12 protein-coding genes are annotated in these 15,770 nt (G+C 71.2%); 4 read left to right on the forward strand and 8 right to left on the reverse strand.

Translation table 11 applies throughout. The annotated features are described in order from the left end of the window. Positions 1-171: 171 nt before the first annotated feature. Positions 172-1,206, forward strand: coding sequence for a rod shape-determining protein (locus OV207_RS21460; protein ID WP_014400170.1), 1,035 nt, complete (start codon positions 172-174; stop codon positions 1,204-1,206). Between the two features lie 42 nt (positions 1,207-1,248). Here OV207_RS21460 and OV207_RS21465 read toward each other — a convergent pair whose 3' ends face one another. The 8 genes from OV207_RS21465 to OV207_RS21500 all read right to left on the reverse strand — a co-directional run bounded on the left by OV207_RS21465 (position 1,249) and on the right by OV207_RS21500 (position 11,885). Next, positions 1,249-3,609 (reverse strand): hypothetical protein, encoded by a 2,361-nt coding sequence (locus OV207_RS21465; protein WP_267556986.1) that lies wholly within the window; start codon positions 3,607-3,609, stop codon positions 1,249-1,251. An 86-nt stretch (positions 3,610-3,695) separates the two neighbouring features. Further along, positions 3,696-4,523, reverse strand: coding sequence for a c-type cytochrome (locus tag OV207_RS21470; RefSeq protein ID WP_267556987.1), 828 nt, complete (start codon positions 4,521-4,523; stop codon positions 3,696-3,698). A 24-nt stretch (positions 4,524-4,547) separates the two neighbouring features. Beyond that, entirely contained in the window at positions 4,548-5,666 is a 1,119-nt protein-coding gene (locus OV207_RS21475; protein ID WP_193349570.1) for a metallophosphoesterase family protein, read from the reverse strand. 12 nt (positions 5,667-5,678) lie between these two features. Next, complete coding sequence (locus OV207_RS21480; RefSeq protein ID WP_193349571.1) at positions 5,679-6,998, reverse strand: cytochrome-c peroxidase; 1,320 nt, start codon at positions 6,996-6,998, stop codon at positions 5,679-5,681. A 259-nt stretch (positions 6,999-7,257) separates the two neighbouring features. Then, entirely contained in the window at positions 7,258-8,643 is a 1,386-nt protein-coding gene (locus OV207_RS21485) for a bifunctional lysylphosphatidylglycerol flippase/synthetase MprF (protein ID WP_267556988.1), read from the reverse strand. A 243-nt stretch (positions 8,644-8,886) separates the two neighbouring features. Further along, the gene (locus tag OV207_RS21490) at positions 8,887-9,657 is read right to left on the reverse strand and encodes a biosynthetic peptidoglycan transglycosylase (protein ID WP_267556989.1); all 771 of its coding nucleotides are present in this window, start codon (positions 9,655-9,657) and stop codon (positions 8,887-8,889) included. 252 nt (positions 9,658-9,909) lie between these two features. Beyond that, positions 9,910-10,611: a CHAP domain-containing protein gene (locus OV207_RS21495; protein ID WP_267556990.1), complete on the reverse strand. Its 702-nt coding sequence runs from the start codon at positions 10,609-10,611 to the stop codon at positions 9,910-9,912. 158 nt (positions 10,612-10,769) lie between these two features. Continuing rightward, positions 10,770-11,885: a hypothetical protein gene (locus OV207_RS21500; protein ID WP_267556991.1), complete on the reverse strand. Its 1,116-nt coding sequence runs from the start codon at positions 11,883-11,885 to the stop codon at positions 10,770-10,772. Positions 11,886-12,042: 157 nt separating this feature from the next. On the opposite strand from OV207_RS21500, the gene OV207_RS21505 reads away from it, so the two are divergent. The 3 genes from OV207_RS21505 to OV207_RS21515 form a co-directional block, all read left to right on the forward strand. Next, positions 12,043-12,606 carry a hypothetical protein gene (locus tag OV207_RS21505; RefSeq protein ID WP_267556992.1) on the forward strand — a complete coding sequence of 188 codons (564 nt, stop codon included), beginning with the start codon at positions 12,043-12,045 and terminating at the stop codon, positions 12,604-12,606. A 12-nt stretch (positions 12,607-12,618) separates the two neighbouring features. Next, positions 12,619-15,171, forward strand: coding sequence for a M1 family metallopeptidase (locus tag OV207_RS21510; RefSeq protein ID WP_267556993.1), 2,553 nt, complete (start codon positions 12,619-12,621; stop codon positions 15,169-15,171). Between the two features lie 237 nt (positions 15,172-15,408). After that, positions 15,409-15,770 (forward strand): hypothetical protein (locus OV207_RS21515; RefSeq protein ID WP_420715253.1); only part of this gene is annotated, 362 nt, incomplete at its 3' end.

Here is a 15,770-nt window from a genome sequence, read left to right on the forward strand (position 1 = left end):
AGTGCGGAGAAGGGAACACAGCGGCCGCTGGGGCTGGTTATCCAGCAGGCGGTACCCGAAGGTGCTTCCGGCTTTTCTTCCTCCGTATTGCGGCGCGTAGTAGTTTCGGCAACGCACACCGTCTGAAGGGCTGGGAAGTTTCGGGGCCCTTCCGAAAGTTTCCGCCCCCGTATGTTCGACTGGCTCCACACCCTGTTTTCGCGCGACCTCGCCATCGACCTGGGTACGGCGAACACGCTCATCTACATCCGCGGTCAGGGCATCGTGTCCAACGAGCCCTCGGTCGTGGCGGTGCAGCAGGATTCGCGCGGGGGCAAGAAGGTCCTCGCGGTGGGCAAGGAGGCCAAGGAGATGCTCGGCAGGACGCCGGGCAACATCGTGGCCATCCGGCCCATGAAGGACGGCGTCATCGCCGACTTCGAAATCACCGCCGCGATGCTGCGCTACTTCATCCAGAGCGCGCACAACCGCAAGACGCTGGTGAACCCGCGCATCATCATCGGCATCCCGTCCGGCATCACGGAGGTGGAGCGCCGCGCGGTGCGTGAGGCCGCCGCCAACGCGGGCGCCCGGGAGGTCTACCTCATCGAGCAGCCCATGGCCGCAGCGATTGGCGCGGGCCTGCCGGTGACGGAGCCCAGCGGCAACATGATTGTCGACATCGGCGGTGGCACGTCCGACGTCGCGGTCATCAGCCTCGCGGGCATCGTGTTCGCCAAGTCGGTGCGCATCGGCGGCGACAAGCTGGACGAGGCGATCATCCAGTACGTCAAGCGCAAGTACAACCTGCTCATCGGTGAGCGCACGGCGGAGCTCATCAAGATGGGCATCGGCACGGCGTACCCGACGGACGAGGTCATGACCATGGAGATCAAGGGTCGCGACCTGGTGGCCGGCGTGCCGCGCACGCTCACGGTGTCCAGCGACGAGGTGCGCGACGCGCTCGCGGAGCCCGTCAACGGCATCGTCGAAGCGGTGAAGCTGACGCTGGAGCGCACGCCGCCGGAGCTGGCCGGTGACATCGCCGACAGGGGCATCGTGCTGGCCGGTGGCGGCGCGCTGCTCAAGAACCTGGACACCCTGCTGCGCGAAGAGACGGGCCTGCCGGTGTTCCTGGCCGAGGACCCCCTCTCCGCCGTGGTGATTGGCGCGGGCAAGGCGCTGGAGTCGCTCGACATCCTCCGCCAGGTCTGCCAGCCGGGCTGAGCCCTTCAGCCCCCGCTGCACCGTGACGGCGCCGGACCCGCTTCAGGGGTCGGCGCCGTTCGCGTTTCCGGCCTTCGGCGGGGGCAGCCCGGCCGCGGCGAACACCCGCGCCTCGCAGTTGGGCCGGCGGGCCTCGCGGTCGCTGTCCTGCTGGTTCCAATGCCGGAGGAGGTCGCCCCTCGGGTGGATCATCACGCGGTAGTCGGACTCGCGCTTCACCTTCGTGTCCATGCACGCGTCGAAGGCGAGCCGCGTCCAGGGGCGGGCGGCACGGACCGCGAAGCCCCCGAGCGCATCCAGCCCCTCAAGCCCGTCGAGCCGCGCGTTGACCACCGTGTAGCCCTCCTGCGCCTCGGAGCGGGCACGGGTCAGGACCGCGGCGGCGCGCAGGCCCGGGGCCAGCCGGGAGAACGCGGGGGTGGGCTCGCCGGTGCGCAGGAACTTCAGCAGCGCTTCGCGGCCGAGCATCAGCGGCAGGGACGCGTTGAACAGATGACTCGCCCTCGCGTCGCCCGTGCGCGCCAGCTCCAGTGCGAGCAGCGCGGCGACCTCCGGCTCCAGGCGGGACAGCACCGCTTCGGACTCCGTCGCGGCCTGCGCCATCGCGCGCTTCGGGTCCTCCAGCACGTCCCGCGTGAGGCCCACCACGGCGCGGTCGGTGGCGGACGGCAGCGACATCCGCTCCGGCTCCTTGGGCGAGCGACGGCCGGTGAGCAGGTTCAGGAGCATCATCCGCTCGGGCTGACGGCTCAGGGGGGCGGGAATCCAGTCCTGCAACACATAGGGCGTGTGCGCGGGCCCGACGGCCTCCGCGAGCCGGCCCGCCAGCACCAGGAAGTCCCAGCCGCGGTGGCGAGGGTCCTGGCCGAAGCGGTGCACCAGCGCCGTCGCCGCGTCCCGGCGCCAGGCGCGCAGGTGGATGCGGACGAACAGCTCCAGCTGCTCCACGGTTTCAGGAGGATGCTTCGCCGCGAGCGCCTCCGCCATCCGCGACGTCTCCCGCACGCGCTCCCTGGAGGGGTCCACCGCCTGCTGCCGCGACAGCAGCGGATCCTCCAGCTCCTGGAGCCAGCGGGCCTTCAGCACGGCGCGCCCCACGTCGGGCGAGTCCGGGAAGCGCTTCGCCAAGCTCTCGTATTCAGGCAGGGCCAGGGAGGGCAGCACTTCCATCGTGCGGGCCCGCCGCAGGTAGAGGGCGGGCAGCGGCTGGTCCCGGAACGCGTCCTCGTGCTCGTAGTAGCGCTCCAGGGCCTCCTTTCCCATGCCCGCGAAGGCCATCAGGTCCTGCGCCAGGGATTGGGCGCCCAGGTCGTTCTGCCACTTGTGCATCAGCATCCGGGCGAAGGGGGCGGTGTGCTTCGCGCGCGGGTCCTTGGGCTGGTGCGCGTGGGTCCGCGCATCCGCGAGCAGGACGCCGCGGGCCCCCAGCTCGCGCGCGCGGACGTTGCCCGCCTCCACCTCCGCGACGGCGGAGGCCACCTGTCCCGCGCGCTCCCAGCGGCCCGCCTCCATGTGGGCGAGCACGCTGGCTTCCCAGCCCGGATGCGCGACGACCAGCTCCTCGTCCGCGAAGAGCAGGGCGCCGGTGCCCCACAGCGGCCGCCGCCCCGTCAGGCCCGTTGCTCCCGGCGCCGGGGGTGGCTGGCCTTCCAGCGTCGCCGCGCCGCGCACGTTGTAGACGAGGTGCTCGCCGTCGGTCGGCAGCACCACGTCCTCGAAGGGCCACTCCGAACCGGGCCAGCTCGCCTTCGCGTGCGGCACCTCGTCGCTCTCCACCATCACGACATCGTCGACCCGCGCGCCGGGCGCCACCGTCCAGTGTTGCGCGCCGATGCGCACCTCCACCGGCCGCGACAGGCCATTGACCACCGACACGGCGCGCTCGCGGCCCCGGTTGAGCCACACACCGCCCAGCCCCACGCCCACGCAGACGCCCAGCACCACGCTGACCACGACGCCCGCGCGACGACGCGCACGACGCGTCGGGGGCGGCACCTGCCCGATGACCTGGAGCGGCGCCGAAGGGACAGCGCGCACCAGGTAGTCGTTGAGCGGCCACACCGGCAGCCCCAGCACCGTCACGGTGCGCTCGGCGACGAAGGGGGCGTCAGGCGCGGTGGACGCGGGCTGGCCCCTCCACCGCAGCCCCGTGCCCAGGAAGGAAGGGGTCCGGGGGGTCGGGGCGGAGGTGACGAACGCGGCCCGGTCCTCCACGAGCGCGGCCAGCAGGTCCCGCGTGGGCCCCGGGCGCTCCTGTGAGAGCCTTTGCACCAGCGCCGCGTGCACCCGCCACGCGTCGCCCCTCGCGAGCGCCTCCGACAACGCGGCGTCCGGCAGCAGCTCCGCCAGACGAGGGGCTCGCTCCAGCAAGCCGCTGGGGTCGGTGAGGGGGGCAAGGGACATGGGCCGCATTCAACCCATCACACCGAGGGTGAGGGCAAGCCCCCACGCCTTGAATCTCCTCCCCTGGCCTGCCGCCGGGACGGCCCTCAGTGCTTGCCGTACTCCAGCTTCGTGCCCTTGCGCTGCGCGTAGATGTAGGCCTCCATCGCGCGCATCCTCGGGTCTCCGTCCGCCAGCGGCTTGCCGCGCGACGGGTTCTCGATGCACCAGTTGATCATGTCGCGCAGCAGCGCCACACGGCCCAGTTGCACCTGGTACTTGGGATAGGTCTCCGGGTGGGTGTTGGCCGCGTCCGGATGGCACATGTCACAGGACACGCCCACCGTGCCGCCCACGGCCTCCGCGTCGTGGAACACGCGGTGGCCTTCCTTCACGAACGCCTGCGTGGACTCCGCCCATATCTGCTCGTCGCGTTCGGAGTACGCGCCATAGGTGTGGCCCGTCTGCACGTTCGCCTTCTGCTGCTGGGGCACCGCGCTCGCGCCCGTCTGAGCGCCCACGCCGCCCTGGCGCACGTCGTTGCCGGCGGGCCGTGAGCCCGGGTTGGGCTGGGGCGCGGGCGAAGGGGACTTCTTCGCGCCGGGGGGCGCGGCCTGCGCCAGCACGGGGGCCGGCACGTCGTCCCAGTTCGCGTCCGGGTTCTTCTGGCGCCAGTCGCTCATCAGCTTCGCGGAGGCGCGGAGGGCCTGCTCGCGCGTGAGCTTCTGGCCCTCCTTCACGCCCTCCACCTCCAGCGTCGTCTCACCGTCGCAGAGGCCCAGCACCAGGTTGCCGTCCTTCGACGCGGGCACGGCGTGCTTCGGCAGGGGCTCCGTCGCCGGCGCGGGCTTCGTGGGGGACGTGGCCAGCGCCACGCCGCCAGCGAAGGACAGGGCCGCGCACGGGACCACGAGCAGCTTCATTCGCAAGGTCATGAGAGGGGGTCCTCGTCGGGGCGGTCAGTAGGTGGGCAGCTTGGGCTTGGGGGGCGCCAGCTGCTTGCCATTGGAGGCCAGGTAGCCGGAGCGCACGGTGATGGGGTCGCGCTGCCAGAGGTTGTAGACCTTGTCCACGAGCCCCGACTCCAGCACGTCCATGCGCCCGTCCCCGCAGCCGTCGAACTGGCTGAACGGATCCGCGCGGTTCATGGGCACCGTGAGCGCGGGCAGGCCCTCCGGCGCGTACGGCCACGGCCACGCGGTGGACAGCATCCCGTGGAACTGGATGTTGCCGATGCGGTTGCTGAGCAGCTGGTGCGTGTGGCCGTGGATGACGGTGACCTTGTCGTACGGCTTGAGGATGGCCTGCACCTCGTCCGCGTCGTCGGTCCAGAAGTTCCAGGGCTTGTAGTACTTGTAGAGCGGCGAGTGGCTGAAGACGATGACGGGCGTCGTCTTCGCCACCTTCGCCAGGTCCCTCTGGAGCCACTGGCGCTGCTCGGCGCCGACCTCGAAGCGGGACTGGATGCCATTGTCCAGGCCAGCGACGATCTTCATCCGCTCCATGGGGGTGAGCTTCCGCTCCGTCCAGAAATCCTTCTCAAGGATGGAGTTGAGCACCACGAAGTGCACACCCTTGTGGTCGAAGGAGTAGTTGGGCGAACCGAACAGGTCGCGCCACAGCTCGCCCATGTCCAGGAACCAGTCGTGCTCGCCCACCATCATCTTGATGGGGGCCTTCACGCTCTTGAGGATCTGGGCGCCCAGCTTCAGCTCGCCCGCCTGTCCCAGCTGCGCCAGGTCCCCGCCGAACAGCACGAAGTCCGGCTGCGGGTCCAGCGCGTTGACGTCGTCCACGGCCTTGAGGATGGCGCGCACGAAGCGGTCGTTGAGCTTGTTCTCGTACAGGTGCGTGTCGGAGATGTACGCGAAGGAGAACTTCGGCTTCTCTCCCTGGGCCTCCGCCACGTTGACCAGCTGGAAGCTCTGGGGCGTGAGCTTGCCCATGCCCGCCACGATGCCGGCGGAGATGCCCGCGACGCGGAGGAAGGCGCGGCGGTCCAGCTTCTTCAGGCCCTCGAAGAAGGCCTCGCGTTCGGCGTAGTGCTTGGTTTCGATGCTCCGGAACTTGTTGGCCATGGCGCGCCTCCGTTACCGCGGCTTGGACTGCGTGGGAGGCGCCACCGGGGTGACGTCTCCATAGATGCCCAGGTCCGCCGGATTCTTCACGTTGAGATCCGGGTTGGGCGCCAGGTCTCCCAGGTGGCCCTTCTTGCCCATGGCGACCGCCGTGTCCCGCTCCGGCCGGGTGTTCCTGCGGGCGCGCTGCTTCGCGAACAGCTCCTTGTTGAGCTTGTCGAACTTCGAGTCCGTGAGCGCGAAGAGGAACGCCACCAGGTCGTCGATTTCGGGCTCGGTGAGCCCCAACCGCTGCATCCCCCCGTCGAGGTAGGGATTGGGCACGCCGCCCTTGTTGTAGTGGTCCATCACGTCCCACAGCGTGGTGAGCGACCCGTCGTGCATGTACGGGCCGGTGATGCCCACGTTGCGCAGGGTGGGCGTCTTGAAGGCGCCCACGTCGTTCTCCTGCTTCGTCACCAGGAAGCGGCCCAGCTCGGAGAACTCCGTCTGGAGCGCCAGCTCGTCGATCTGCTTCTCATCCCCGGTGCGCACCACCTGCACGCCCTTGCGCGCCAGGGTGACGAAGTCCTGCTTGTGCGCGGCGACGCCGATGTTGTGGAACTTCTGGTCGCTGAACAGCGGCGACACGGCGTTGCCCGCGTGACAGGAGTTGCAGCGCGCCTTGCCGTTGAAGAGCGCCCAGCCGTTCTTCTCCGACGCGGTGAGCGCCTTGGCGTTGCCGGTGATGAACTGGTCGAAGCGCGCGTCGCCGGAGAACTGCATCCGCTCGAACGCGGCGATGGCCGCCGCCAGGTCGTCGAAGTTCACCTCGCGGCCGAAGACCTTCCGGAACTCCGCGGCGTACTCCGGCATGGCCCGCACCTTCTTCACCACCGACTCCGCGTCCGGCATGCCCATCTCGCGCGGGTTGAGGATGGGCAGCTTCGCCTGGTCCTCCAGCGTGCCGGCGCGGCCGTCCCAGAACTGGGTGGCGTTGAAGAGGGCGTTGAGCACCGTGGGGCTGTTGCGCGTCACCTTCTGCTGACCGATGCCCTCCGACAGCGCCTTGCCGTCCGTGAAGCCCAGCTCCGGCTCGTGGCACGTCATGCACGCCACGGTGTTGTCCGCCGACAGGCGCTTCTCCCGGAAGAGCTTCTCCCCCAGCGCCACCTTCTCCGGCGTGGGCTCCGAGCCCGGAGGCACCGACAGCCGCCACAGCGTCGCGGAGACCCCGGGAGGCAGCTTCGGAGGAGGGGCGGAGGGGGCCTGCGAAGGCGGGGACGCCGCGAACCCCACGCCGGTGTTCAGCACCACGGCGAGCACCGTGACGACGCCCGAAGGCAGCCGCATGACACCCCTCCCACCCGCCCTCAGGAGCCCACGCGGGACATCCGCGCGACCTGCGACCGGATGCCTCTCATTTCACGCAACCCGGGCAAGCCGGGCAATGTCACTCCAGCCCCGGGGAGGGCCGAGTGTCTGGGATTGAAACCTCTCCGGTCCCCCGGAGTGGGTGAGACACGAAAGGGCTTCATCTTTCCGTGGAGCCTGGATGCTGAAGGGCTTCCGCGTTCAGGCCCCGGTGCCAGCGGTGGGACTGGCGCGGGCCCTACGGTTCGGGGACGCGCAGGTCGCGCGAGCGCAGCAGCATCGCGGACGCGGTGGCGGGGGCGAGCACCGACGCGATGATGATGCACCAGTCCCACGCGCCCCGGGCGCGGGCCGCGTTGAAGGTGACGGCCTGCACCAGGGTCAGGCACGCATCCACGGTGGTGAGCCGGCCCAGGAGCGTGGCCAGCCCGTCACGCCAGCGGCGCAGCAGGAGCAGCAGTCCCACGACGAGCCCCACGTCGAACAACACCCAGCCGGCCTGCACCCAGGGCGAGGGGAACCACGGGGCGCTCACCGGCAGCGCGAGCAGCACCGTCCACGGCACCAGCAGCGCGGTCAGCGTGCGCACGAAGAGGCGGGGCCGGCGCAGCAACGTGACGAGGCCGAACTTCACCAGGCTGCCCCGCGCGAAGGCCCGCAGCGCATCGTAGACGGCCCAGGGCGCGGGTTCATCCGCGGGATGGGAGAGGAACAGGGGCACCCAGGCGTCGGGGCGGAACTTGGCCTTGAAGGCGCGCAGGCCCTCGAAGTCGAACAGGGGGCGGCCGGCGGTGCGCGCGAAGCGCAGCCATGGGCGCACCGGGCCCGACAGGGGCGCCAGTCCCAGCGTCACGTACCGGCGTCCGTTCGCGTGGGCGGCGCGCATCGCGGCGTCCACCAGCGTCTCCGCGGTGCCATTGGGCGCGGAGGGTTCGCGCAGCAGGTCCTGGAGGAACCAGCCGTCGCGCGCGAACACGGGTGTCACGGACAGGAAGCCCACCACGCGGTCCTCGACCTCCGCGACGAAGGCCCTGCGCTCACGGGCGAAGGCCTCGGGGGCCAGCCCCACGAGGAAGCCCATGGTCGCCATCCGCCGCGACGCCAGCCAGTGCTCGGCCAGCAGCTCCACCGCCGCGCGCAGCGGGTGGCCCGGCGTCTCCATCACCTCCGCGGGGACCTCGCGCACGCGCACACCGTGGGCCCGGGCGCGGCGCAGTTGTTCGCGCAGGCTGCGGCTGCCGCGCACCACCGCCTCCCATTTCGCCGGGTCCCACACCGGCTGCTCGCCGATGGGCAGCTCGTGGAAGGGAACGAGCTGGGAGAAGCGCGCCTCCGTGGCGAAGAAGCTCACGCGCCGGCCCGCGCTCCGGGCCGCCTGATGGAAGCCCTCCACCAGCGTCCGCACCTGCTCCGGCGCGGTGATGGGACCGCCCCCCGCTACCCACGCGCCGCCCGTGTCCACGTAGGCGACGCACCCCTCCCCTCCCGGCGAGAACCAGTAGCGGAAGCCCGGCTGGAGCACCTGGAAGGACGTCGCGTTCCAGCCGTGGTGGCGCAGGAGCGCCAGCACCCGTTCGCGTTCGTCCTCCGCGCTCGGGGCCGGTGGAGGAAGGGAGGCGGTCATGTCGCTCGCGCTCAAGCTACGTCCCGCCCTGTCCCGCCGCCAGACAAAGCCTGTTCCAGAACCTGTTGGAGAGCAGCGCCCGCTGGCGCACGGGACGCTGAAGCAGGACGGAAGCCAAGGGGCACCGGAGCCCGGACCTCCCGTCAGGCCGCTCGGGGGAGGCCCTGTCAGGGGACCCCACCACCCAAGCCTGGAGCCCGGGCGCCCGCGCGGCGCCACCTGAACGAACCGGGGTCCGGTGGCTCAGGGACCGTCCTCCTCCGCCTCGTCACCGGCGTCCTTGGACGCGCGGCCGAGCAGCCGGTCCACCTCCGCGTGCGCGGCCTCCTCCTGCTCCGCGCTGATGCGGCGGTAGACCTTGAGCGCATGCACCACGCGGTGCGACTGCTTCAGCAGGGCGCGCGAGCCGCTCGACGGTGAGCGCTTGCGCGGCGAGGGCAGCATCGACGCGAGCACCGCGCCCTGGGCCACCGTGAGCTGGGAGGCAGGCACCCCGAAGTGCTCTCGCGCGCCCGCTTCAATGCCATACACGCCGTTCCCCCACTCCACGACGTTGAGGTACAGCGTGAGGATGCGCTGCTTGGTGAGCGCCTCCTCCAGCCGGTGGGCCAGCATCAGCTCCTTCGCCTTGCGCAACAGGCTGCGGTCCGTGGACAGCCAGAGGTTCTTCGCCAGTTGTTGCGTGAGCGTGGACGCGCCCCGGCCCAGCTTGCCCTCCTCCACCGCCTGCCCCACCGCGCGCGCCAGCTCCACCGTGTCCACGCCGTCGTGCAGGTAGAAGCTCGCGTCCTCGGAGAGGAGCACCGCCTCCACCGCCGGCTTGGAGATGGCGGACAGGGGCACCCACTGCTGGCGACGGCGCGGCTTGCGCCCGGCCTCGCGCGCCTCGTCCGCCCGCTGCTCCATCAGCGCCGTCGTCTTCGGGTTCTCCTTCGCCAGGGGCCGCGCGTCCGGCAGCGTGACGTATGCGTGCGTGATGACGGCCAGCACCGCGAGCAGCAACCCTCCCAACACCCAGCGCCCCCACCGCCGACGTCGTGGCGGCGCGGGCGTGGAGGCCAAGGGGCCGCGGCCGGACGTGTCAGGAACAGCAGGCGTGGCACCGGACCCGACGGGTTCGCCGCGCGCACCGGGCCCGGCGCCGGAATCAGACTTCGCGCCGGAGGCAACCGCTCCCGTGGGCGCGGCAGCGGGCTCCGAGCCGGACTCGGAGTTCGGGGCTTCGGGCGGACCTTCGGCTTCGACCTTGGACATCGCCAGCCGTGTCTAGCGCTGGGCGCCCGTGGCGTCACCCTTCACGACGAACCGGGCGGAGGCCACCCGCTGCGGCTCGGGCGAGCGCCAGCGCTCGTCCACCGCGGCGAAGCCCGCCACCAGCTCTCCGGCCAGATAGCCGCGCGTCTTCTTCCCCTTGCGGCGCAGCCAGTCGTTGACCACGCGGCCCTTCTCATCCTTGCGCGCCTCCGGCTGCTGGAGGTTGAAGCGCGAGCGCTTCACCAGCCCCCCGGACTTGTGCACGAACGTCACCGTGCCATCCGCGCCCACCCGCTCCACGATGCCGATGTGCGTGAGGCCATCGTTGATGAGCCCGTCGCGGTTGCGGTCGAACGTCTCCTTGAAGAACACCAGCGCCCCCGGCGTGGGCGTCTCCATGAGCATGCCCAGCGCCTGCGCCTTGCGGTGGATGGCGGTGACGCCGTTCTCCTCCGGCAGCACGTCGTCGGGCAGCAGGTCCAACCGCCGCTGCTGGAAGGCCAGCCGCGTCATCCCCGAGCAGTCGTCGTTCATCGTCTGGCTCACCGACGCCAGCGTCGTCAGCCCCACCCAGGACTTCGCCCGCCACAGCGCCCGCTCCGCCAGCACCACCGGCGTGGCCTTCTTCGTCGCCGTCGCCTTGTTCGCGGCCTCGGCCGCGCCCCCCCACACCAGCGCGCTCACCAACGCGCCCACCCACACGCCTCGTCCCATGCGCCCGCGACAGAGCAATGGGCATGCCCGGTCCTCGCGGAGCCCGCGTGTTCAGCTCAAGACGCGCGGCCCATGCGGCGCCCGCATGCGGTGGGCAAGGAAGTTCCCAGCCACGGCAACGGCGCACCCAACCTTCAGGCAGCGGGACCGGTGGACCGTCAGTGCGCCACGGGCTCGGCGGGCTCGGCGGGCTCGGCGGTGCTTGCGGCGTTGTTCCACCGGGTCGTCCCCTGCACCTGTACCTCCTCCGAGGGGGGCAGGACGAGCAGGTGCTCGTCATGGACGCTGGGGGCAGGGGCGCGGCGGTCCGCGGCGGCGCCCCTCCGGGTCGGCCAGGGTTTCGGCGACAGGTCACTGACGTCATCGTGGGTCATGGCCGGCTCGCAGCCACGGCTGGCACATCCGGGGCTGAACACCATCGAATCCGGGGTCGCCGGGACGGCCAGGGCCCGAGGAGGGTGCCGTCGCACCGCCCGCGCCCCCGGGGCCTCCGCCAGCGCGGTCCACCTCCGGATGCCATCCTGGAACTCGCGCTCCCTCGCCTCGCGCGCCCGGGCCTCCATCGCGATCAGCAGGGGCAGGCACAATCCCAGCACCGCCAGCTGCGCCACGGCGCCGGGCATCCGCGAGCGAGGACCGGGCAGCACCTGCGTGCGCAGGCTCGAGAAGATGTATGAACCGCCGATGGCCGTGAACACCGCGAGCGACACCACCGCCATGCCCAGCGTCGTCCAATCCATGGGGGACGCATACCCGAAATGGCGCACCGCCAACGCCGCCTCGCGCGTGCGCTCGCCCCACGCCGCCGCCGGCCCGGCCATTCCGTAGCCCACCACGCACGCCACCAGCCACACCTCCGCGCCGTGCACCTCGCGCCGGAGCACCGACCCCTGCGCCAGGCCCATCACCACGCCCAGCCCCAGGGGGGCCATCGCCTGGGACCACCCCAGGGTCGCGACCAGGGCGCGACCGCCGACCAGGCCCACCGCGAGCCCCAGCGCCGTCACCATCACCCACCCGGTCGCGCGCAGGCCCGCGAGCCGCAGCACGCGCGCTTGCAGCACCCCCAACAGCAACCCGGCCAGCGCGAGCGTCCCCCACTCCGCCAACCGCCGCGCCACCCCCGCCTCCACGGAGGACATGGGCTGAAAGGCCACCGCTTTCAGCAGCCACGTCATCCCGCGCACGGAGGCGTCCGACACCGCGCTCGCGAAGGACAACCCCAGCACGGTGACCATGGCCAGGAGGACCACGTTGAAGGGACGTGAGGACATGACCGCGCAGTCTGCGTGAGTCTCCCCGCGAAAGGCCATCCGAGCGGCCCACGGGATGCTCGCCAGATGCCCGCCGGCCAACGGCCATGTCGCCCATTGCAGGTGTGTCAGGGCCGATGTACGGCCTTCGCCCGGGGACCGGGTTAGGCTCTTTTCGGTGCGCTTCGCCTACTACCAGCGGCTGTCCCCGGCCGAGCAGCGGCTCTACCGACAGAGCGACACCGTCACGGAGGTGCCGCTGCGGGCGCCGGCCATGCTGCGGCCCCGGGTGGACGCGGTGCGCGAGGCGCTGGGGGCCGGGGATCGACGGGCGCTGGAGGAGGCGACGGCCGCCCTGGGCGAGGCGCTGACCCGGAAGCTGGGCGTGCCGGGGGTGGCGGTGGAGGTGCTGGAGACGCGGCCCTCGGATGACGCGGGGGAATTGCACGGGCTGTACCGCTGGGCCCCCGGGCAGCGGCCCCGCATCCAGGTGTGGATGCGCACCGCGCGCCGCGGGCGGGTGGTGGCCTTCCGCACGTTCCTGCGCACGTTCCTGCACGAGCTCTGTCACCACCTGGACTTCCTCTGGCTGGAGCTGTCCGCCTCCTTCCACACGGAGGGATTCTTCCAGCGGGAGTCGAGCCTCTTCCGGCAGCTCCTGCCCCCGGCGCCCGGCCCGAATCGTCGTGAAGCGGCGGACACTGGGAAATGGAGCGCGGGCACAAGGCGCGGCCGGCGCTAGATTCGCGCCCCTATGGCGCATCCCACCGACGACAAGAACTTCCGCCTGCCCACCACCCTCCGTCCGCGCCGCTACACGGCGACGGTGACCCTGGACCTGGAGGGGCGCGCCTTCACGGGCGAGCAGCGGGTGGAGCTGGAGCTGTCCCAGCCCACGCAGGAGATCATCCTCCACGCCAACGCGCTGGAGCTGGGCGAGGTCACCTTCCGCGCGGGCAATGACACGCGCAAGCCCGCGTCCGTGCGCGTGGCGCCGGTGAGCGAGACGGTGGTGCTCACCTTCGATGCTCCGCTGCCCGCGGGCGCCGCCACGCTGGACGTGCTGTGGACGGGGCGCTTCTCGGACGGGCTGCGCGGGCTGTACGCGGCGGGGCAGGTGGCCGCGACGCAGTTCGAGGCCGCGGACGCGCGGCGCCTGTTCCCCTGCTTCGACGAGCCCGCCTTCAAGGCGCACTGGGCGCTCACGGTGCGCGTGCCGCCGGGCCACACGGTGCTGGGCAACGGCAAGGTGGTGAAGGACGAGGCGGACGGGGCGCTGCGCAAGGTGACGTTCCAGGAGACGGAGCTGCTCAGCTCGTACCTCATCGCGCTGGTGGTGGGCCCGCTGGTGGGCACGCCCGAGGAGCTGGTGGAAGGCGTGCCGGTGCGCACGTGGGCGCTGAAGGAGAAGGCGCACCTGGCGAAGTTCGGCCAGGACGCGGCGCTCCAGGTGCTGCCCCGCCTGCGGGAGTACTTCGGGCTGCCGTATGCCTTTGGCAAGGTGGACCAGGTGGGCATCCCGGACTTCGAGGCGGGCGCGATGGAGAACGCCGGCCTCATCACCTACCGGGAGGTGGCGCTGCTGTTGGACCCGGCCACCGCGCCCCTGTCGGTGCAGAAGCGGGTGGCGGAGGTGGTGACGCACGAGCTGGCGCACCAGTGGTTCGGCAACTGGGTGACGATGGTGTGGTGGGACGACCTCTGGCTCAACGAGGCGTTCGCCACCTGGATGGCGTTCAAGATCGTCGACCAGTGGCGGCCGGAGTGGCGCATGTGGCTGGACTTCGACGCGCACCGGGCGAGCGCGCTGGCGCTGGACGCGCTGAAGTCCACGCACCCCATCCACGGCGAGGTGCGCAACGCGGGCGAGGCGGGTGAGAGCTTCGACGCCATCACCTACGAGAAGGGCGGCGCGGTGCTGCGGATGATTGAAGGGTTCCTGGGAGAGGGGCCCTTCCGCGACGGCATCCGGCTGTACATGCGCAAGCACGCGCGGGCGAACGCGGTGAAGGACGACCTGTGGAACGCGCTGGGTGAGGCGGCGAAGCAGCCGGTGTCGGAGTTGGCCACGGCGTGGATTGGCCAGAGCGGCTTCCCGCTGGTGTCGGTGAAGGTGGAGGGGCGCAAGGTGGAGCTGGCGCAGCGGCGCCTCTATTCGGAGCCGGGGGTGAAGAGCCCGGAGACGTGGCCGGTGCCCATGGTGCTGCGCTACGAGGACGGCGCGGGCGTGCGGGAGCAGCGCGTGCTGTTCCGCGACTCCCAGGCGACGGTGACGTTGGAGGGCACGGGCGAGGTGAAGTGGCTGTGCGCGAACGGCGGCTCCACGGGCTTCTACCGGGTGGCGTACGAGAAGGCGGCGCTGGACAGGCTGACGGCGAACCTGGGGACGCTGGCGCCGTCGGAGCGCATCTCGCTGCTGGCGGACACCTGGGCGCTGGTGCGCGCGGGCCTGGCGCCGGTGGCGGACCTGCTGGACCTGGCGGGGCGCTTCGGGGACGAGGAGGACGAGGCGGTGCTGGACGAGCTCATCGGGCGGCTGGGCTACATCGAGAGCCGGCTGACGGAGGGCGAGGACCAGGAGCGCTTCCGCCGGTGGGTGGAGTCGTTGCTGGGCGGCGGCCTCAAGGAGCTGGGCTGGCAGTCCGTGAAGGGAGAAGAGGACCGGGTGCGGCTGCGCCGGGCGGCGCTGGTGCGCGCGGTGGGCGGGCTGGCGCGCAGCCCGGAGACGCTGGCGGAGGCCCGGCCGCTGGTGGCGAGGATGCTCCAGGGGGACAACACGGCGCTGGACGCGAACCTGCTGGACACGGCGGTGGGCATGGTGGCGCGGGCGGGAGACGCGGCGCTGTTCGACGAATTGCTCAAGCGGATGCCGACGGAGCCGGACCCCGCGACGCAGCGGCGGTACCTGATGGCGCTCACCTCCTTCGAGGACCCGAAGCTGACGGAGCGGGCGCAGGCGCTGTTGTTCTCCGAGACGGTGAAGACGCAGGACGTGGCGGGCTTCGCGACGGGCCTGCTGGCCAACCGCACCGGGCGCGACGCGTGGTGGCAGCAGTTGCAGGCGCGCTGGAAGGACCTGGTCGCGCGCACGGGCGCGGCGCCCATGCTGCTGCGCCGGGTGGTGGAAGGCCTGGGCCTGCTGCGCACGCGCGAGCAGTTGGAGCAGGTGAAGGCCCTGCTCCAGGCCAACCCCGTCCCGGAGGCGCAGCAGGCCACGGCGCAGACGCTGGAGCGGCTGACGCAGGACGTGGTGCTGCGCGAGCGCGTGTCCCCGGAAGTGTCCGCGTGGCTGAAGCGCCGGCCGTGAGGTGAAGGGTAACGGGAGGGGCGTGCTATCAGGAGACCCGGCGCCCCTTCCCTGCGCCTCGTGAGGAAGACCGATGTGGAGGCCGCTCCTGGTCTGTATGGCATTCGGACTGGGCTGTTCAGCTTCCCGGCCCCTGGCTCGAGGAAACGAGCTACCGCATCCAACGCCAGCAGGACGGCCACCCTCATGCGCTCGCGCCCCTTCTTCCTCGTGTCTGGCCTGATGCTTTGCGGTTGCATGAAGGTCCACCGACCCGCGCTGATGGAGCAGGAGCCTTCGCTCTCCTTCCCCTCCTTCTTCGACAGTGGCGCGGTGGAACCCATGGGTGATTCGGGCAGGATGTATGAGTTGGACGGCTCCGTGCTGCGTGCACTCTCCATCGCGACCACGGACTTCCTTCCACCTCCCACGCCATCAACACCCTGCTGGGACAGAGCGGAGTCGCACCGCTACCGGATCCTCCGTGAGCAGCACGTCATCTTCATTCGCATCGAAGAAGACCCCGCTGCCTGTGGCCGACAGGTCGCCGCCCTGCACTCCGGCGCGAAGTACGCCATCCATGAGGATGGCCGGCTCCTGCGACGCATCCTTGATGGAGA

Origin of the sequence: Corallococcus sp. BB11-1 (genome assembly GCF_026626625.1) — a bacterium.
GTDB classification, from domain to species: Bacteria; Myxococcota; Myxococcia; order Myxococcales; family Myxococcaceae; genus Corallococcus; species Corallococcus soli.

What these genes read in the sequence shown, in the direction of transcription:
- OV207_RS21465 (WP_267556986.1), bottom strand. Translation starts at nt 3,609, where the DNA reads ATGTCCCTTGCCCCCCTCACCGACCCCAGCGGCTTGCTGGAGCGAGCC.
- OV207_RS21460 (WP_014400170.1), top strand. Translation starts at nt 172, where the DNA reads ATGTTCGACTGGCTCCACACCCTGTTTTCGCGCGACCTCGCCATCGAC.
- OV207_RS21510 (WP_267556993.1), top strand. Translation starts at nt 12,619, where the DNA reads ATGGCGCATCCCACCGACGACAAGAACTTCCGCCTGCCCACCACCCTC.
- OV207_RS21475 (WP_193349570.1), bottom strand. Translation starts at nt 5,666, where the DNA reads ATGGCCAACAAGTTCCGGAGCATCGAAACCAAGCACTACGCCGAACGC.
- OV207_RS21480 (WP_193349571.1), bottom strand. Translation starts at nt 6,998, where the DNA reads ATGCGGCTGCCTTCGGGCGTCGTCACGGTGCTCGCCGTGGTGCTGAAC.
- OV207_RS21485 (WP_267556988.1), bottom strand. Translation starts at nt 8,643, where the DNA reads ATGACCGCCTCCCTTCCTCCACCGGCCCCGAGCGCGGAGGACGAACGC.
- OV207_RS21500 (WP_267556991.1), bottom strand. Translation starts at nt 11,885, where the DNA reads ATGTCCTCACGTCCCTTCAACGTGGTCCTCCTGGCCATGGTCACCGTG.
- OV207_RS21470 (WP_267556987.1), bottom strand. Translation starts at nt 4,523, where the DNA reads ATGACCTTGCGAATGAAGCTGCTCGTGGTCCCGTGCGCGGCCCTGTCC.
- OV207_RS21495 (WP_267556990.1), bottom strand. Translation starts at nt 10,611, where the DNA reads ATGGGACGAGGCGTGTGGGTGGGCGCGTTGGTGAGCGCGCTGGTGTGG.